Origin of the sequence: Dictyobacter arantiisoli, assembly GCF_008326305.1 — a bacterium.
Taxonomy (GTDB): domain Bacteria; phylum Chloroflexota; class Ktedonobacteria; order Ktedonobacterales; family Ktedonobacteraceae; genus Dictyobacter; species Dictyobacter arantiisoli.
The window spans coordinates 51,513-69,218 of the sequence record NZ_BIXY01000016.1 but is presented as its reverse complement, the minus strand read 5'-3'; the positions used below and the strand labels follow the sequence as shown (position 1 = coordinate 69,218).

17 protein-coding genes are annotated in these 17,706 nt (G+C 48.0%); 11 read left to right on the top strand and 6 right to left on the bottom strand.

Annotated elements, in window-relative coordinates; genetic code table 11:
• Positions 1-108: 108 nt before the first annotated feature.
• Positions 109-660, top strand: a complete 552-nt coding sequence (msrA, locus tag F1593_RS07580; RefSeq protein ID WP_149400952.1) for a peptide-methionine (S)-S-oxide reductase MsrA — start codon at positions 109-111, stop codon at positions 658-660.
• 247 nt (positions 661-907) lie between these two features.
• Here the strand turns inward: msrA and F1593_RS07575 are convergent, their stop codons facing one another.
• Entirely contained in the window at positions 908-1,915 is a 1,008-nt protein-coding gene (locus tag F1593_RS07575) for a tyrosine-type recombinase/integrase (protein WP_172631942.1), read from the bottom strand.
• Positions 1,916-2,021: 106 nt separating this feature from the next.
• A complete protein-coding gene (locus F1593_RS07570; RefSeq protein ID WP_149400950.1) occupies positions 2,022-3,152 on the bottom strand; it encodes an ABC transporter ATP-binding protein in 1,131 nt (376 codons plus the stop codon).
• A 505-nt stretch (positions 3,153-3,657) separates the two neighbouring features.
• Here F1593_RS07570 and F1593_RS07565 point away from each other — a divergent pair.
• The 5 genes from F1593_RS07565 (at position 3,658) to F1593_RS07545 (ending at position 9,879) form a co-directional block, all read left to right on the top strand.
• Positions 3,658-5,115, top strand: coding sequence for a response regulator (locus F1593_RS07565; RefSeq protein ID WP_149400949.1), 1,458 nt, complete (start codon positions 3,658-3,660; stop codon positions 5,113-5,115).
• A gap of 174 nt (positions 5,116-5,289) precedes the next feature.
• Positions 5,290-6,969 (top strand): RecQ family ATP-dependent DNA helicase, encoded by a 1,680-nt coding sequence (locus F1593_RS07560; protein WP_235932516.1) that lies wholly within the window; start codon positions 5,290-5,292, stop codon positions 6,967-6,969.
• A 136-nt stretch (positions 6,970-7,105) separates the two neighbouring features.
• On the top strand, positions 7,106-8,155 hold the full coding sequence (locus tag F1593_RS07555; RefSeq protein WP_149400948.1) for an ABC transporter ATP-binding protein: 1,050 nt from the start codon (positions 7,106-7,108) through the stop codon (positions 8,153-8,155).
• Between the two features lie 36 nt (positions 8,156-8,191).
• The gene (locus F1593_RS07550) at positions 8,192-9,217 is read left to right on the top strand and encodes an ABC transporter ATP-binding protein (RefSeq protein ID WP_149400947.1); all 1,026 of its coding nucleotides are present in this window, start codon (positions 8,192-8,194) and stop codon (positions 9,215-9,217) included.
• Between the two features lie 134 nt (positions 9,218-9,351).
• On the top strand, positions 9,352-9,879 hold the full coding sequence (locus tag F1593_RS07545) for a vitamin K epoxide reductase family protein (protein ID WP_149400946.1): 528 nt from the start codon (positions 9,352-9,354) through the stop codon (positions 9,877-9,879).
• A 79-nt stretch (positions 9,880-9,958) separates the two neighbouring features.
• Here the strand turns inward: F1593_RS07545 and F1593_RS07540 are convergent, their stop codons facing one another.
• Both F1593_RS07540 and F1593_RS07535 read right to left on the bottom strand, forming a co-directional pair.
• Entirely contained in the window at positions 9,959-10,750 is a 792-nt protein-coding gene (locus F1593_RS07540; protein ID WP_149400945.1) for an ABC transporter permease, read from the bottom strand.
• A 1-nt stretch (position 10,751) separates the two neighbouring features.
• Positions 10,752-11,720 (bottom strand): ABC transporter ATP-binding protein, encoded by a 969-nt coding sequence (locus tag F1593_RS07535; protein WP_149400944.1) that lies wholly within the window; start codon positions 11,718-11,720, stop codon positions 10,752-10,754.
• Between the two features lie 260 nt (positions 11,721-11,980).
• On the opposite strand from F1593_RS07535, the gene F1593_RS07530 reads away from it, so the two are divergent.
• Positions 11,981-12,148, top strand: a complete 168-nt coding sequence (locus F1593_RS07530) for a lmo0937 family membrane protein (protein ID WP_149400943.1) — start codon at positions 11,981-11,983, stop codon at positions 12,146-12,148.
• A 350-nt stretch (positions 12,149-12,498) separates the two neighbouring features.
• Positions 12,499-14,004: an IMP dehydrogenase gene (gene guaB / locus F1593_RS07525; protein WP_149400942.1), complete on the top strand. Its 1,506-nt coding sequence runs from the start codon at positions 12,499-12,501 to the stop codon at positions 14,002-14,004.
• A 78-nt stretch (positions 14,005-14,082) separates the two neighbouring features.
• Here the strand turns inward: guaB and F1593_RS07520 are convergent, their stop codons facing one another.
• The gene (locus tag F1593_RS07520) at positions 14,083-14,631 is read right to left on the bottom strand and encodes an N-acetylmuramoyl-L-alanine amidase (protein ID WP_149400941.1); all 549 of its coding nucleotides are present in this window, start codon (positions 14,629-14,631) and stop codon (positions 14,083-14,085) included.
• A 330-nt stretch (positions 14,632-14,961) separates the two neighbouring features.
• Between F1593_RS07520 and F1593_RS07515 the strand changes: the two genes are divergently transcribed.
• The 3 genes from F1593_RS07515 (at position 14,962) to F1593_RS07505 (ending at position 16,479) form a co-directional block, all read left to right on the top strand.
• Positions 14,962-15,327: a roadblock/LC7 domain-containing protein gene (locus tag F1593_RS07515; protein ID WP_149400940.1), complete on the top strand. Its 366-nt coding sequence runs from the start codon at positions 14,962-14,964 to the stop codon at positions 15,325-15,327.
• A 66-nt stretch (positions 15,328-15,393) separates the two neighbouring features.
• Positions 15,394-15,888, top strand: a complete 495-nt coding sequence (locus tag F1593_RS07510) for a roadblock/LC7 domain-containing protein (RefSeq protein ID WP_149400939.1) — start codon at positions 15,394-15,396, stop codon at positions 15,886-15,888.
• A 15-nt stretch (positions 15,889-15,903) separates the two neighbouring features.
• The gene (locus tag F1593_RS07505; protein WP_149400938.1) at positions 15,904-16,479 is read left to right on the top strand and encodes a GTP-binding protein; all 576 of its coding nucleotides are present in this window, start codon (positions 15,904-15,906) and stop codon (positions 16,477-16,479) included.
• A 275-nt stretch (positions 16,480-16,754) separates the two neighbouring features.
• On the opposite strand, the gene F1593_RS07500 is transcribed toward F1593_RS07505, so the two are convergent.
• Positions 16,755-17,603: a DMT family transporter gene (locus F1593_RS07500; protein ID WP_268907021.1), complete on the bottom strand. Its 849-nt coding sequence runs from the start codon at positions 17,601-17,603 to the stop codon at positions 16,755-16,757.
• Positions 17,604-17,706 lie beyond the last annotated feature (103 nt).

The following is a 17,706-nucleotide window of genomic DNA, read 5'->3' as shown; positions in this document are numbered from 1 at the left end:
GTGTGGCATAAATTGGCGTGCGAAATGGTTTTCTACTATAGATAGTGGGTATATAAAATAGAGTGAAGACCAGCTACTATATTAGCCTTATCATAAAGGAGCATTTATATGGCTCAGCTCAAAACTGTGACCCTTGCGGGGGGATGTTTTTGGTGTACAGAAGCAGTCTTTCAGCGTTTAAAAGGCGTGACTTCTGTCATCCCAGGCTATGCCGCATCCCGGGTGAAAAATCCTTCGTATCAGCAGGTCTGTACCGGTACAACCGGTGCAACCGAGGCCATCCAAATAACTTTTGATCCATCGATTATCTCGTATGCCACATTGTTAGAGATTTTCTGGCATCTGCACGATCCCACGACGCTCAATCGTCAGGGTAACGATGTGGGGACGCAGTATCGTTCGGGTATCTACTATCAGGATGATGAAGAGCGAAATATTGCGCTTGCATCAAAGGCTGAACTGGAAAAGTCGGGGACGTATAAGAATCCAGTTGTGACGGAAATTGTTCCTTTCACCAATTTTTATGAGGCTGAGGACTATCATAAAGATTACTATAATCAGAACACCAGACAAGGATACTGTATGCTGACTATCAGTCCTAAAATTCAGAAATTGTTGAAGGAATACCGCAACGATTTGAAGCCCGAGTACGCCAAATAGTTTGCTATCGCTTTCTTTTTGAGGATTCTGAAGGATTCTTTGCGCGAATTTAGACATATTGGATGCTATAGTTGTATCAGTGAGCAAAAATTGCTAAAGAGCTACTCAAAATATGAGCTGCCAGGAGTAGATTTAGTATTTTATGTATGGTGAGGAACTCATCCCTGCAATTGGGCAGGTTGAGGCCATACATCTCACATCTCTTTGCTAGCGGCCAGATGTGCTCAAGCTGTACACTGGTCGCTGTTTATCCCAGGCGCACCCCTTCATTGGCTATTTTGCTGGATGCGGTATAGCGTAAAGGCATGGCTGGACTACTCCAGCCACCAGCATCTTGCAGGCTTTTGATATCCGTACCGCCTTTCACTGCTGCGGTAGCCCAGTAGTGCCGACAATCATGAGCTGACAAGCCATAGAGTCCAATCGCCTCTCCTCGTGCATGGACACGCTCTGTAATCGCTCGCTGGCTCATCACTCCATATAATGTTCCATCTTTACGACTGCCCATCAAAAGCTTACTGGTGGGTGTGCAGACTTGAAAATATTTCATGGCCGCCAGCAAGGTATCCCGCGTGAGTTGATGAATCTGTACCTTGTCTACTTTTTCACGATAAAAGATCAGCGTGCCTTCCGAAAGATTGATTGCATCTTTCGTCAGACCGGCGATCTCTCCACAACGCAACCCATGATCCAATAGCAGGCAGAGCAACAGGGCATCTCTTCGTCCTTGCGCGCTATCGGGCTGTTTTTTTAGCTGGCTGGCCTGATCGGGACTAATAGCGACCGCCTGAGCCTTTTTCGGACCTCTACGGGTAATCGCGCGCCGCTGATCGATATGGCGGCCTTCAGCATGTCGATAGCCATTAATCAATTTAATCAGGGCATATTCGGAGGTTGGCAATGTGCCGGCTTTGGTGACCAGTTTACAATAGGCCTTGACAGTGGAGAGGCGCACATTAATGGAACCAATCGCATAGCCTTGTGTCAGCATCCAGCGTACAAATCCATCTACCAGACCATAGGTGATGCCCTGCCAGGCATGGGGATCGTTGAGAAAATCATGGGCTTGTGTCTCAACGCCTGCCTCCGCTAGATAGCTCGCAAAGAGCGCCAGATCATCAGCCTGGCGACGTAAGGTATTGGCAGCGAGCCGTTGTTGATAGTCAGCAAAGACACCTGTGCTGACATAGGTATTCGCAATCTGTCCCACGTTGATCAGCGATGTGGGTGTGGCAACCGTGATTTTACGCGTCATGCGCCATCTCTCCATCTCAGATTTTCATAGCTACTGATTATTTATGAAAATCAGTAGCTATTTTCTCGCCCATCATAATGGTTTTTGATGAGCCTTGTCAAGCGTATCAGGCTTTTTTAGCCTTCAGGAGTTCTTGCGTCTGTGGATGAAAAAGATAGATCTGGGCTGGATCGATGCCAATGGTAATGGTTTTTCCCGGTTGGAGCGCGCTCTGATGGATATCTTTCACATCTGCGGTCAGGATGGTCTGGCTGCCAATTCTGAGTTGAATGGTTCTTTTCCCCATCAAAAGATCGATGCTGAGGATATAAGCTGTGAGCTTGATCCATGTACTGGTGTTTGAGGTGATCAGCGCCCATTCGAGGATGATAATCTTGGGACGAATGCCTATGATAAGGTGAGTATGTGGCTCAAGTTGTTCTATGATTGGTCTCCAGTGAGAGGATAAGGCAATGGTTAGCCCATCCGTCTGGAGTTGATAACCAGTATCTGTTGTAGCAATGAGTGCTTCAAGCTGATTTAAGGGTGGCTGACTGATAAATTGGGCCACGAAGAGATTGGCGGGATGTTCTATGATCTCGTGGGGTTTGCCTATTTGTTGGATTTTTCCTTGTTTGATGATGGCTACCCAGTTGCCCAGGCTAAAGGCTTCAAAGGGATCTGGTGTGACACTGATACAGATCGCCAGTTTGAGACGGTGCAGTGCGTGGAGTGCGTCCTGAATCCGAGCACGCGTATGGGGATCGATTTGAGAAAGGGGACTATCAAAGAGATAGAGATCTACGTTTCTGACCATCGCACGCGCGATGGCTACGCGTTGTAATTCTCCTCCTGATAGGTTGTGCAAAGGCGTTTTTTGTACATGGGTAAGCTCAAGCATTTCTAGCGCACTTTGCACATGCTGCTTGATCGCTTTCTTAGAGAGACGCCGTGCATGGAGTGCCTGCGCAATATTGTCATAGACAGATAGTTGCGATGCCAGACCATATGTCTGAGAAACCAGGGCTACGTTGCGTTCAGAGGGACTATTGAAGGTAATATCTGTATTGTTGAGCACAATACTCCCTTCATCTGGTAACTCTCTTCCATTCAGGGTATGCAACATGGTGCTTTTCCCGCTATTTGATGGACCTGTAAGTACAAAGAAATCGTCTTGTGTCAGAGTAAAGCTCACATGATCAAGCGCCACTGCTTCTCCAAAATATTTGACAATCCCTTGTACATTCAGTGTACTCATGTAGTTTGTCCTCCAGGGATGGTGCTACCGTCAGGTATTGAGCAGCTACTTTACTTAAGGTTGTAGCATTAGAATATATCATAAAATAAGCCTGGATAGCTTTTTCTTTTTATAAAAGTACTGGCATCACTGCATAAAATTGGCGGTATCCATCTCTATTTCCTCTCCTGGATAATTCACGCGCTCTTGCGTTAAATTGAAGTATATTAATTTGTAAATTGAGTAGCATCGTTGTTAATAAGCTTGCAAATCGTAAGTTGTATAGTACTATGCTTGTTTGCTCTTATGGGCTAATTTTGCCAGTCCAATTGCAATCCTTGTTGGTGCAATGATATCGTACTTTGAAACACGCCTTTCATTTTTGCTCTACACTGGTTCCCAGCCGGGATGCGAATTGAAAGGATGGGCTGTCTGGGGTCAACGTGGTTGATGATAGTCGTGTGATCAGATTGCCTTCCTTGTTCATGCTACAGAATAACTTATAGGTTTATAGGTGACAAGAACGATGGATAATAAAAATATGCAGGGAGTAACAGCATCATTATTCTACGATGATGAACGTGATTGTCTTCTACTGGATGGTCACGAGTTATCACGTGGCGAAAAAATTGAAATTCGTGTCTTTGGTTCCTGGATTCCTGGTCAGGTGTCGATGGATTCTGCTGGTTGGTTCCTTTTGACATTAGATCAAGTTGGTATCCGTCTGCATACTGGATTATCGGCACGTTCAAGTGATTTCCGTTTCTCGGAACCTTTTGCTCCATCACCCGATCAGGATAAACATTCTCCGCATATCTTGCTGGTGGATGATGATCCCGCATTGCTCAATGCTTTACCACGTATGATCTCGCTCCGTCTTCCTCATATCACGGTCGAAACAGTGTGTTCTTCTCAGGCTGCTCTGGAACAGATAGCTGTGACACGTTATGATACTATCATTAGCGACATTCGGATGCCTGGCATGAATGGTCTGGAGCTGCTCCAAAAAATCCAGGAATTTCAGTCAGATACCCCCACCATTTTAATTACCGGTCATGGTGAGCACAATATTGCGATCCAAGCTCTGCGCGGTGGGGCGTATGATTATATTCAAAAGCCGATTGAGCGTGATAATTTTGTGGCTGCTCTCTTACGTGCTATTCAAGTCTGCCAGCTCCGTCGTCAGGTACAAGAGCAACAAGAGGAGTTGGAACTTTACGCACGCTCGCTGGAACGGCTTGTTCAGCAACGCACCACCGAGTTGGCCGAAGCTCATACCACCAAAGATAAAGTTGTCAGTCTGGTTTCCCGCGAACTGAAAGAACCCATTCAGCATTTGAAGGACATGACGCAAATGCTGCGACAGAAACTTGGCAGCAACGAGCCTTCAGAAATTGTCACACGCAGCTTTGGGGATATTGAGGTTTCAATAGCACGCACAGAGCTTCTACTCCAAGAATTACTCAATGCCTCTGATATGGAGACGCAACGCTTTATTTTACACCGTCAACGCTATGATCTGCTGCAGCTCTGCCGTGAAATTTTAGAGGAAAAAGCCGAGTGCGCTGGCTTACACCTTGATTGCGAAGGAATGAATGTCTCTGTTGCGGTTGATGTGGATGAGGAGCAGATTCGCCAGGTGTTATGTATGCTCTTCGATAATACCTGTACTTCATCTTTAGAGTGTATTCCTACCACAATTACGCTTCAGCAGGCGGCATATGAAGCTATTATCACCATACGGGATCATGGCACTCAGGTAATGGGAGCCGAGTTTTATGTCTCGCGTAAGATTATTGAGTGCCATCGAGGGCATTTAGAGGTCCAACATTTTCCTGAAGGTCGCCGTGCATTATTCATTACGTTACCTCTGTTCTGTAACGCCTCGAATGAGGAGAGTGACGTGGTTTCTCCGATACCGCGTACACACGCCGTCTGGACTATTTTCCGTGATGCAGAAAATATGCTTGCAAGCAATGTTTAATGTTTTCTTGCTGTGATGACGCAACTAAAGTACCCGACTTCATCTGTTTTTTGCTACCATCCGTCCCTTATAGGGAGAGGTTTATCGATAGGGAGTGGTTTATCGCTCTCTCAAGCGGGAATGTGTCAGCCCACATACAATGAGGAGAAAAAATGCGAGGAGTAAATAGTAGTAATGTGGCATAACAAAGTAGCGGATGAATTAAAAACACGTATGAAGCGACATAAAAATGCGCGTCAATTACAGCGTATTACGCGTGAGAAATTTGGTTATGAAGAATTGCGTCCCGGGCAGGATGCCGCCATCCGTTCAATTCTCGATGGGCATGATACAATGGCGATTTTGCCCACGGGATTAGGGAAATCTTTGATCTATCAGGTGACCACTTTGATGTTGAAGGGGCCAGCGATTATTGTTTCTCCTCTCATTGCTTTACAGCGTGATCAGGTAGAGTCGATTGAAGATCTACAGGTTGGTCATGCTGCCTTTATTAATTCAACGATGCGAGATGCAGAGCGGCAAGCTGTGTTAGAGCGTTTAAAAGATGGCACGTTAAATTATCTTTTCCTTGCTCCAGAACAATTTACCAATGAGGATACACTTCAGCAACTCAAGGATGCCCATCCTGCTCTGTTTGTGATTGATGAAGCTCACTGTATTAGCGAATGGGGACATGATTTTCGCCCCGAATATCTCCGTCTGAGTTCTGTGATTGATGTCCTTGATCATCCTACTGTCGTGGCCCTGACGGCTACGGCGGCTCCCCTGGTGCGTGAAGAAATTATTGAACGACTCCAGATGCGTGATCCCCAGATTATCGTACAGGGTTTTGATCGTCCTACTATCTGGCTTGGTGTAGAGCACTTTCACAAGGAGTCGGATAAGAAGCAGGCGTTGATTGAGCGCGTTTTGGAGTCGGAAAAGCCTGGTATCATCTATACGGCGACTCGTAAACACGCTGAAGAGATTGCGAGAGAGCTAACGCAACATGATGTCAAAGTGGCATATTATCATGCCGGGATGCGGGCAACCGAGCGGGTGCAGGTACAGCAACAGTTTATGGAGGATGAGATTGAGGTGATTGTGGCGACGGTGGCCTTTGGTATGGGAATTGATAAGCCGAATGTGCGCTTTGTCTTTCATTATGATATCAGTGACTCGCTGGATTCATATTATCAGGAGATCGGTCGGGCGGGGCGCGATGGTTTGCCTGCCCGCGCTATCCTTTTCTATCGCGCCGAGGACTTGCGTATCCATCGTTTCTTTGCTGGAGCGGGACGCATCGATATTGATCAAGTGGAACTGGTTGCGCGCGTGATTCAGGAGCTAGCAGAACCTGTAACATTGCAGGCGTTAAGTGCGGTAACCCATCTCTCTCGTTCAAAGTTGACCGAAGCTCTGACTCGTCTACAAGAGTGTAACGCCATAAAAACATTGCCAACGGGTGAAATTTTATCTAATGGTATCATTGAGAATCTGGATGAGGTCACCCAGGAAGCTATGGACTCTCATCTCTCGCGCCGTGAGTTTGATCGCTCGCGGATCGAAATGATGCGCTGCTATGCTGAAGTTGGGGATTGTCGCCGCAAATATCTGCTTAATTATTTTGGGGAGAGCATTGATGCTCAGACGTGTTCCCATTGTGATAATTGTGATGCTGGCATTACTGTGCTGGAGGATGTTGCCAATCAGCCATTTCCGATCAATACCAAAGTCGTGCACAAAAGTTGGGGTGATGGCCTGGTGTTACGCTATGAGGGGGATAAAATGGTGATTCTTTTTGATGAGGTGGGCTATAAAACACTCTTTATTGATCTGGTGCTCGAACGCGGACTGGTTACTCGGGCTTCCTGATACGGACGTGCTTTTATGTTTCCTGTTCGTTCAGCGTCTTTTTCTATGTATGATTCTAAACGACCTGATCGGTTGCGGAATGGCTTTGTTGCATTGTTTGTAGCGACGAGTATTGGTAGCCAGAGGAGATCTGAAATTGAATGAGTATCTGTTGGATGTACAGGATTTACAGACCTATTTCAAGACCAGGGCCGGCTATGTACACGCTGTTGATGGGGTGAGCTTTGCGGTACGATCTGGTGAGAAGGTAGCCCTGGTAGGAGAGAGTGGTTGTGGTAAAAGTGTTACCGCTCTCTCTATTATGCGCCTGGTAGCGCAACCTCCCGGCGAGTATGCTGGCGGACACATTTTGTTTGCCGGTGAGGATCTGCTCGCTGCTTCTGAACGAACAATGCGTAGCATCCGTGGTGGACAGATAGGGATCATCTTTCAAGATCCGCTTGCATGTTTAAATCCAACCATGACAGTTGGTAAGCAGATTGCTGAAGGCTTACAGCTTCATCTGAAATTGAATGCAACCGAGGCACGTCGGCGGGCGATAACACTGCTAGAGCAGGTAGGCATTCCTGCACCTGAGCAGCGTTTTGCTGCTTTCCCTCATCAGTTTAGCGGTGGCATGCGCCAGCGCGTGATGATTGCAATGGCCCTGGCCTGTCGTCCACGCCTGTTAATTGCGGATGAGCCTACCACTGCGCTGGATGTGACGGTACAGGCTCAAATTCTCGAACTCATCAGTTCAGTGTGCGAGGAATTTGGGACATCGTTGATCTTGATTACCCATGATCTGGGTGTTGTAGCTGGTATCGCTGATCGGGTAGTGGTGATGTATGCCGGGAAGGTCGTGGAGGAGGCTCCAACTGATGAATTATTTGCCCATCCTCGCCATCCCTACACACTGGGATTACTTTCCTCTGTGCCGCGTTTAGATGAAGCACGTCGCAACGAGTTGGATACCATCGATGGCTCCCCACCTGATTTGTTGCATCCTCCTTCCGGATGCCCTTTTATGCCACGTTGTACCTTCGCACGTGCGGCCTGTCGCACGATGCCTCCTCTGATTCCTCTGCCTGAGCAATCAACCCATCGTAAAGCTTGCTGGGCTGATATTACCAATCCCGAGGAGCAAGCTAGCGCACAACGACGTCAGCAGGCGCGGCGTGCGGCTTTGCAGACAGCTACTGATTAAATACTCTTGCACCAAAGAAAAGAGAGGAGCCATATTATGGTGGATACACTGGTTGCGAGTAAACTGTTGTTGGATGTACGCGATCTTCAAATGTATTTTCCTGTGACAAAGGGGATTGTACTGCAACGTACAGTGGGACATGTTCAGGCGGTGGATGGGGTGAGCTTTGGCATTGAACGCGGCAAGACATTGGGTCTGGTCGGTGAAAGCGGCTCCGGTAAAACAACGCTTGGACGTACCATTATACGCTTATATAAGCCGACCGCCGGTCAGGTGTTTTTTGATGGACAGGATCTCGCTCAGGTGCAGGGTGCTGCCCTATGGCGTATACGCCAGCAGATGCAGATGATTTTTCAAGATCCTTTTGCTTCCTTGAATCCGCGTTTTACAATTGGCACATTGATTGCGGAACCGATGCATATCTATAAGACTGGCATGGCACAGGAGATTCGCTCCCGCACAGAAGAGTTATTGCGCGTGGTAGGATTGCGTTCCGAGTATATGGATCGCTATCCACATGAATTTAGCGGCGGCCAACGGCAGCGTATTGCCATTGCCAGGGCGCTCTCGCTCAATCCTCAGTTAATCATTGCCGATGAGCCAGTTTCCGCTCTGGATGTATCGGTGCGGGCGCAGGTACTTAATCTATTACAACAACTTCAGCGGCAATTTCATCTCACCTATCTTTTTGTCTCCCATGATTTAAGTGTAGTGCGCCACGTGGCGGATCGTGTTGCCGTAATGTACCTGGGGAAAATTGTTGAACTGGCGGACCGCGATGAACTCTATCTGGCTCCTCAACATCCTTATACGAAAGCCTTGCTCTCGGCGGTACCAATTCCTGATCCACAAATTGAGAAGAAGCGGCAGCGTATTATCCTATCGGGTGACCTGCCCAGTCCATTTCATATGCCACGTGGCTGTCGTTTTCATACGCGCTGTCCCATGGCACAGTCGATTTGCCGGGAGATAGAGCCAGCCTTTGAAGCCAAGATGGGCCATGAGCATTTTGCCGCCTGCCATTTTTCCGAACAGGTAAGTGGAGCGGCTCCTCAAGCGTAATTCCATTGTATCTATATAATCTCTCCAGGCGAAAAACGTATTGACAAGGCCATGTTCAAAGCATATGCTATCCCTATTGTGAAGTGTTATTATGCTATCCTGACTGGTTCATTATGGCAATGGAGAGGGGTTAAATGACTTATTTCCGGCGTTTTGGTGCTCAAATCACCTTTCTTGTGCTATCTGTCATTGGTGTGGCAATCTCTATTTATTTAACAGTTGCGCATTATGCTAATGCTCCAGTTGCCTGTTCAACGAATGGATTGATCGATTGTGAGCGCGTGTTGTCGAGCGTCTATTCGTTTGTTCCTGGCACGAGCATTCCGATATCTGTCCCGGGTTTACTCTGGTTTCTGATGAGTGCGGTGCTTGCGGTATTAGCCTGGAAGGTGTGGCCTGTATGGCGGGCCTTGAGAGTAGGACAGACCATCTGGTTTGCCCTTGGTATGTTAACTGCCCTCTACCTGGTCTATGTAGAGATTGTCCAATTAAAAAAGATCTGCGCCTGGTGTACCTCGTTGCACATTATTATGCTTGTCATGCTGCTTGTAGCTGTATTTCAGCTAATACAAGCCTCTTCAGATGAGGATGAGGGTGAGTTTGAGGACGACGAAGAGGAAGAGGCTGTGTCTCAGATTACCGCGCAGCAGCATCAGATGTAGCTGGATCAGCTACATCTGATGCTACCGCCTGCCCGAACAAAGCCTCCTCGAATGTAATCTCTAAGATGGCCTCACCAAACTACTCCCACTTAAAGGTGCGTATTGCTACAAAGAGAATAATGATTGCCCAGAGTGCCAGCAAGAGCAGCGGATAAGTTGGGAATGGTTGATCCGCGATCATCGTTTGTTGGAGCGCCTGTGTCAACGCTGCTGCTGGCAAGAGTTGTGCCAGTGCTGCGATTGGCGCTGGCAAATGATCTAATGGTAAAATGCCGCCCCCGAGCAAGATAAAGACCAGGAAGAGAGCATTGGCTCCCGCTAACGTCATTTCCGCCCGTAATCCTCCGGCCATAGCCAATCCCAATGCTGAAAATGTAACCGTCCCCAGGAGCAGGGCCAGCAAAGCAATAGGCAGTGAGCCGACTGGTCGCCAGCCATAGAATGCTATTGCGACAATGATCAGCAACACGACCTGTACGATCTCAAGGGCGAGAATTGAAATGATTTTAGCGCTGATCAGTCCACTGCGTGACAGAGGGGAACTGCCCAGACGTTTGAGAACTCCATAGTGACGCTCATAGGCCGTGGCGATGCCCAGATTTACCATGCCCGCTGCGATAATGGCGATAGCTAAAATACCAGGTAATAATTCGGTTGCGGCGCTTCCACCTTTAGGGGCGGGAATAACCTTTAACGAGGCAAAAAAGATCAGCAGCATGATAGGGATAATCAATGTCACCAGTATATTTTCACCGCGTCGACTGGTTAAGAGCAACTCAAATTGAGTTTGCTTGAGAATCTGGCGTCCCGCTGAGGCGGGCGTATTTTTGGATGACATCTCAGCTGTTGTTAATGATGTGTTTGTCGCCATGTTAATCTCGTACCTCTGATCCAGTTAAACGTAAGAAGAGATCCTCAAGGGAGCCATGACCTACGCGCAATTCAGAGAGCGTCACATTGCGATCCCGCAACCAGGTGGTCAAATCAACCAGCAGGGTGGGAATAGTATCGCTCTCCAGCACATAGCTGCCAGCACGCACTTCCTCGGCCTTTTTGACGCCCGGTAAGGCTGCCAGTTGTTGACAGTCGAGCCCTTCTGGCGCGACGAAGCGGACAATATTCGCATTTTTGGCACCAGTCAGATTTTCTGGCGTATCCAATGCGATGAGTTGACCATGATCGATGATTGCTACCTGATCTGACAGGCGTTCTGCCTCATCCATCAGATGGGTTGTAAGCAGGATGGTTACGCCGCTGCGCTTTAGCTCGCGAATAATTTCCCAGGTTGTTTGACGTGCCTGAGGATCCATCCCGGCTGTTGGCTCATCCAAAAAGACTAGTTCTGGATTGCCAATCAAGGCAACAGCCAGAGCCAGACGGCGTTTTTGACCACCTGAGAGGCGGCGGCAGCGTGTTTTACTTGCCGCTGTAAGCCCGACACGTTCCAGGAGGGCATCCACAGATTGTGGATGTGCATAGTATCCTGCGAAGAGGCGCAGAACCTCACGAGCAGTCAGGGCTGGATACAGGCCATCCTGTTGGAGCATTACGCCGATGCGCGGCTTGAGTTGTTGGGCCTGACGAATGGGATCCAATCCAAGCACCCGAATACTACCCTCATCCGGGGCCCGATAGCCTTCCAGCGTTTCAACTGTGGTGGTCTTGCCGGCACCATTGGGACCAAGTAGCGCAAAGACCTCACCGGGTTGGACCGAAAAGCTCAAATGATCAACGACGCGATGTGCGCCATAGTTTTTGCTGAAATTACCAACGACAATGGTTGGACTGCCCTTTTGCAGGGCCTGAGCCATCTGTGTCGTTGTCTGCGTATGAGCAGACATAAGAGTTACTCCTTATATGCAATTATTTCTTGCACTCAACCTGGGAGGATGAGGTGATATCAAGAAACCAGGTAATCCTTTGTATAAAGTACAGCGTAACTCCTCTTTTGTCTAGATCACAACCCTGGTTTTTGATAGTCGCATCTATTTTGGTTACTCATTCGTGTAAATAGCAGATATTGAAAAAGCTTTTTCCCATATATCATGGAGAAAAAGCGGAATTATAAATCTTTAAAGTTTTCTTGAGAAGGAGATGTATCATGCTTGGTTTACTCTGGGCAGTCGCCGTCGTACTGTTTGTGCTGTGGCTTCTTGGTTTCGCTGTATTCCACGTCGCCAGTGGCCTGATTCACCTCTTACTGATCATCGCTGTTGTGGTTATCATCTACAATCTGGTGATGGGGGCTCGTGGTCGCCGCACTCTCTAAAGAGTTGGCGGAGACACTTTTTCAGGGCATGCCTGGCAAAACTCTCAGTGATACTTGTTATCATACGAGAGTTTTGCCAGGCATGCCCTCAGCTTTATAGCAGAGGTTACTCTCTGCACTGTTCTATTGCCTGTATCTCTCATTCTTCTCACAAATTCTCATCCTCTATTCGCGTTGTGCGGCCCGCTATTTGACGTTTACTTACGCTAGATGTTACACTATCAAAAAATTACGACGTGAATCTTAGATTCTTCAAGATAAGCTGTCAGGTGTTAACCTGTTTAACCCGCGAGGGACCAGTACACATTTGTAAGTGTGCTGGTATTTTTTTAAGGAGGATGTCTTTAACCATGTCTCTGGCACAGAAACCGGACTCCTTTGACTTTAACTACAAGTTCGCCAAAGAAGGTCTCACATTTGATGATGTGCTGATCATACCCGCTGCTTCTTCGGTTCTCCCCCGTGATGTCTCCACGAAAACACGTTTCACTCGCACCATCAATCTCAACATTCCTGTTGTGAGTGCTGCAATGGACACCGTGACGGAAGCTCGCCTGGCAATTGCCCTGGCGCGTGAGGGCGGTATTGGTGTGGTGCACAGTAATGCATCGATTGCTTTCCAGGCTGAAGAGGTTGACAAGGTCAAACGCTCCGAGTCAGGAATGATTACCGATCCAATTACTCTTGATCCAGATGCTGCATTGAGCGATGCGCTTCAGGTGATGAAGCGTTTTCATATCTCAGGTATTCCAATAACTGAAAATGGTCGGCTTGTTGGTATCCTGACAAACCGCGATATGCGTTTTGAGACCAATGTGGAACGCCCCATTTCAGAGCTCATGACCCATGAAAACCTGGTAACCGTTCCCGTCGGAACCACGCTGGAGCAGGCGCGTGAAATTCTTCATCGCCACAAAGTTGAAAAACTGCCTGTGGTAGATGAGAATAATATGCTCAAAGGCTTGATCACCACCAAGGACATTGAGAAGAAGATTCTCTATCCTAACGCTGCCAAGGACGAATTTGGTCGTTTGCGGGTTGCCGCAGCAGTGGGCGTTGGTCCTGATTCATTGGAGCGCTGTGGGGCTCTGGTGGAAGAGGGGGTGGACGCATTGGTAGTTGATACTTCCCATGGTCATTCGCGTATGGTGATTGAGCGTGTTGCTCAGATCCATGATAAGTTTGGTAAAAAAGTACAGCTCGTTGCTGGTAACGTTGTAACTCCTGAAGCGACTGAGGCTCTCATTCAGGCTGGTGTGGATGCGGTAAAAGTTGGTATTGGCGCTGGTTCTATTTGTACAACGCGTATTATCTCCGGCGTAGGTATGGCTCAAATTACTGCGATCTATGATTGTGCTCTGGTAGCGCGTAAATATGATGTGCCGGTGATCGGCGATGGTGGTATCCAGTATTCTGGTGATATCGCCAAGGCTATCGTTGCCGGTTCCGACACGGTAATGTTAGGAAGCTTGCTGGCCGGTGTGGATGAGAGCCCAGGTGAATTGATTATCTCACGTGGTGAGCGTTTCAAAGATTATCGTGGCATGGGTTCCATTGGCGCTATGAAGCAGAGAAGTTATAGCAAGCATCGCTACTTCCAGGGCGAGGTGGACGAGTCCCAGTTAATTGCTGAAGGCATTGAAGCGCGCGTTCCTTATAAAGGAATGCTTGGTCCATTGGTGTATCAATTGGTTGGTGGCCTGCATCAGGCCATGGGTTATGCTGGCGCTGCGACTATTGCTGATATGCAGAATGCACAGTTTACCCGTATCACAAACGCAGGCTTGCGCGAGAGTCATCCTCATGATGTGATGATCACAAAAGAAGCCCCCAATTATGGTACTAAAAACCGCTAAGTGAAGTAGATAAGCTCAGCTAATTGAGAACCACCCTGCTGAAGCCTCCTCTATAGGATACTTCAGCAGGGTGGTTTGTTATATTTCGGAAGGTAAAGCAGTGTTCTCAGAGCAGGCGAGGAAGGCAAAGAGTTCCTCCCAGGGATAGGGGCCGGGGCAGAAACTGCGTTGCATGGGATCCATCGAGCAGTGTCCTGTGATGCCACCTTCGGTGTCGGCGGCACGCATGGGAATGTGATGACGCTCACAAATATGTTGAATGAGTCGAAAACTTACTTCTTTCTGGATCTCCGTGAGCTCATCAGAATTGTCGTGATGTGGTTTTACATGCTCAATAGAAATGGTCACATTATTTGGATTTACTTCATGCGACCACCAGGGATCATGTCCGGCGGTGATGCCACCATTGCCCCAGGCTCCATCATGTTCGCGGGCCGATTGGACAAGCACTCCATCACGTCCAATGGTGTAATGGGTGCAGACATCGACCCGTTGAAAATATGCGCCTACCTCTTCTGCACTGCCAAATCCAGCTGTACCGTGTATAATAATCCAACGAGGGGTGTGCCCGGCACGATCAGGAAAATAATTGTTTGAGGGCATCCATAGTGCATGTGGTTCATCCATACGCGAAAGTTCCTTTCAGTTCGATGCGTCACACTGCTTGTATGTACGCAGTGTATCTGATTGTATTCGACTGCATCTGTTTGTATCTTAAAATACTATACGCTGTATGAATAGTTGTAAAGCAAGGTTGCAAGCTGCTCTAGCGGAACGAATAGTGCGCAGATACGTGTAAAAAGCGAGAAAACGTACTTAGCGTGGTCAGCATGATTGATATACATTAGCCAAGATGTCTCATATGATTTGCGACTCTCTGCTGCATCGGTTAGAATAACAAGGGTCTCAGACTCACGCACCAAGAACAAGCTGGCAACCTACCATGCGGAGGGAACAATGATTGATCTAAAACAAATGCTAAGCCGCTTTATCGCAATTCCCGGTGTTCGACAGGCGGTCCTGGTGGGTCGCGATGGCCTGATGATTGAGGGCATGACGCGCGACGGAAAAGACGATATGGAAGCGGTGGGTGCGATTACCACGACAAGCTTTAGTACCGCTGAGGCATTGGGGCGAGAGATCGGCAAAGGAAGTGCGGTGGGGCTGCTCTTGGAGTACGAACATGGCTTAGTGAGTGTCGATCCACTGGGAGACTTTGCCTTGATGGTGACCCTCTCAGATAATGCCTCGAATATTGGTCGCGTACGCCATTTGGTTAAAGCGAGTCGGAACGAAATTCTTGAGGCTCTAGATATAGCTTAGGTTAGCGCAATATAAAATGGTGTATTCTACCTTATGCCAGACGTGTACACGGAGGGCGGCGCGTCCATGGAACAATTAACAAATCTTATCATTTCTGATCGCGAACTTGCCTCAATTTCAGCAGTCTTGCTGAAATTGATGAATGATACTAATGCCACTTCTGCGATGCTTCTCGATAAAAGTGGTCAGGTTGTTGCCGTGCAAGGAACAGGTACACGTCGCAATGCAACAACGCTGGGCGCTTTATTGGCTGGTGTCTTTTCGTCATCGCGAGAAGTAGCGAAGCTTCTCGATGAAAAGGATTTTCGCAATATCTTTCAACAAGGGGTGCAAGAAAATATCTACACCACCATGGTGGAAGAACAATGGCTCCTGGTGATTATTTTCGATAAATTAACGCATATTGGCCTGGTTAAAGTGCTTTCGAAAAAATCTTCTGATGAACTTGGGCGCACTCTGGAACGCGTACGCTCCGATACCACGCGTACAAAATCTTCGGTGCTCAATCTTCAGTTCCGTTCGTCCGTTGAGGATACCATCGATCTGCTTTTCCGCGATTAGAGGAACCTGTCTTTTATGGCTCTCATCAATATTGCAACCCATGAGATCCACTGTAAGATTGTGTATTATGGCATTGGATACTGTGGGAAGACAACGAATTTGCAGCATGTGCATAGGAGTATTCACCCCAACGCTCGGGGTGATATGCTCTCTATTGCCACGGAAACAGAGCGTACTCTGTTCTTTGACTTTTTACCGTTAGATCTTGGGACTGTACATGGTTTTCGCACCCGCTTTCACCTTTATACAGTGCCAGGACAAATCTTGTATGAGCGTACTCGCCTGGCTGTCTTGAATGGTGCGGATGGTATTGTCTTTGTTGCGGATTCGCAAGCTGAAAAGTTTGAAGAAAATGTACAAAGTATTGCTGAACTTGATATGAATATGCGGCGCATTGGCAAAGATCTGATGACCTTTCCTCTCGTTATGCAGTGGAATAAACGTGATATGCCCAATGTCTTGCCTGTTCCTGTCCTGGAGCGCTATCTCAATCGTCGACGAGTGCCAAGTTTTGAAGCTGTCGCTTCTGATGGCCGTGGCGTTTTCGCGACGCTACGTACAATCAGCAAAAATGTAATGGCGCAATTGTAACTTTCTTTCTTTTATTTCAAACTGATTGTTTTAAGTGGTGATGTAGATGGTTGGGAAAGGGGGCGCAGCAGCAGCGAGTGGATATGATGTCTCACGTTTACTCTGTCTCTATTTTTGGTCCCGGTTTTATCAGCGCCCCTTCTCCGTGTAAGCCTGTTCTGTTACCTGTGCCTGCTGCGATTTACTTTTCCTCATTTAATGGTACCGATTTGTTCCCTCTTCTCCCGCTTTTTCGCTTTCGCTCCTCTGGATGTTTATCGAAAGTGACGTCCTTCCTAAAGTAGCACGCTGGTAATTCCTCCTAGTGTAACCAGGACACCGATGACGGTCGTCCAGGAAGGGATATCGTGCAGAAAGACGATGCCGAGCACAATGCCGATGGTGACCTCCTGCGTGGCGATGAGATTGGCATAGGTGGCGTGAACCTTTCTCAAGGCTGCATTATACAGTGTATGTCCCAATCCTAGTGGAAATATGCCCAGGGCGGCAACTGCTCCCATGGCTGATAATGTATAGGGATGCCGGAAGGCGTTGAGGCAGGCCAGGGGGAGGAGCCAGAGCGCCGCTAGCCTGTAGACATGCGTGGTATAGCGGAATAATGGATGCCTATCGCGCTCACTCCGCCCAATAACCGAGTAGATGGCATAACAGAGCGCCGAGAGCAGGGCAAAACCATCCCCTAGAAACATACATTGTCCGGTTAACGAGCAGGCGGTGTAGTGTGGCTCAAATCCGACCATGATGGCAATGCCGATGACGGCGACCAGTATGCCCAGTAGTTTTCTCGTTGCCATGGACTCTCGTAAAAAGAGCGCTGAGAGGATGGTTACGAGAAGAGGTGAGGTGTAGACGAGCGCCAGGCTATGCGCTGTGGTGGTATAGTTCAGGGATGCTACATAAAAGACAAAATGGAGCGCGGTCACTAATCCGTAGAGGAGAAAGCGTGGGAACTCTTGACTTCTGATGCGCATTGGTTGTCGCGTCAGAAGTCCCAGGAGTATGACCATGCAGGTAGCAATGGCGAGACGCCAGAAAGCGATTTCGACAGCGTTAAAAGGATGCGACCAGCGTATGAAGACAGGACTGGTGCCGAAAAATAGGACAGCGATGCCAACATAAAACAGACCACTCCGTTGTGTTATATCTGCCGGTGTAGAAGATGTTATTGTCGTTGTATGGTTCTTGCTCCGCTCGCTGGTTTTCGTAGCCGATCTCGCTTTCCATAGA

What these genes read in the sequence shown, in the direction of transcription:
- msrA (WP_149400952.1), top strand. Translation starts at nt 109, where the DNA reads ATGGCTCAGCTCAAAACTGTGACCCTTGCGGGGGGATGTTTTTGGTGT.
- F1593_RS07575 (WP_172631942.1), bottom strand. Translation starts at nt 1,915, where the DNA reads ATGACGCGTAAAATCACGGTTGCCACACCCACATCGCTGATCAACGTG.
- F1593_RS07570 (WP_149400950.1), bottom strand. Translation starts at nt 3,152, where the DNA reads ATGAGTACACTGAATGTACAAGGGATTGTCAAATATTTTGGAGAAGCA.
- F1593_RS07565 (WP_149400949.1), top strand. Translation starts at nt 3,658, where the DNA reads ATGGATAATAAAAATATGCAGGGAGTAACAGCATCATTATTCTACGAT.
- F1593_RS07560 (WP_235932516.1), top strand. Translation starts at nt 5,290, where the DNA reads ATGTGGCATAACAAAGTAGCGGATGAATTAAAAACACGTATGAAGCGA.
- F1593_RS07550 (WP_149400947.1), top strand. Translation starts at nt 8,192, where the DNA reads ATGGTGGATACACTGGTTGCGAGTAAACTGTTGTTGGATGTACGCGAT.
- F1593_RS07545 (WP_149400946.1), top strand. Translation starts at nt 9,352, where the DNA reads ATGACTTATTTCCGGCGTTTTGGTGCTCAAATCACCTTTCTTGTGCTA.
- F1593_RS07540 (WP_149400945.1), bottom strand. Translation starts at nt 10,750, where the DNA reads ATGGCGACAAACACATCATTAACAACAGCTGAGATGTCATCCAAAAAT.
- F1593_RS07535 (WP_149400944.1), bottom strand. Translation starts at nt 11,720, where the DNA reads ATGTCTGCTCATACGCAGACAACGACACAGATGGCTCAGGCCCTGCAA.
- F1593_RS07530 (WP_149400943.1), top strand. Translation starts at nt 11,981, where the DNA reads ATGCTTGGTTTACTCTGGGCAGTCGCCGTCGTACTGTTTGTGCTGTGG.
- guaB (WP_149400942.1), top strand. Translation starts at nt 12,499, where the DNA reads ATGTCTCTGGCACAGAAACCGGACTCCTTTGACTTTAACTACAAGTTC.
- F1593_RS07520 (WP_149400941.1), bottom strand. Translation starts at nt 14,631, where the DNA reads ATGGATGAACCACATGCACTATGGATGCCCTCAAACAATTATTTTCCT.
- F1593_RS07515 (WP_149400940.1), top strand. Translation starts at nt 14,962, where the DNA reads ATGATTGATCTAAAACAAATGCTAAGCCGCTTTATCGCAATTCCCGGT.
- F1593_RS07510 (WP_149400939.1), top strand. Translation starts at nt 15,394, where the DNA reads ATGGAACAATTAACAAATCTTATCATTTCTGATCGCGAACTTGCCTCA.
- F1593_RS07505 (WP_149400938.1), top strand. Translation starts at nt 15,904, where the DNA reads ATGGCTCTCATCAATATTGCAACCCATGAGATCCACTGTAAGATTGTG.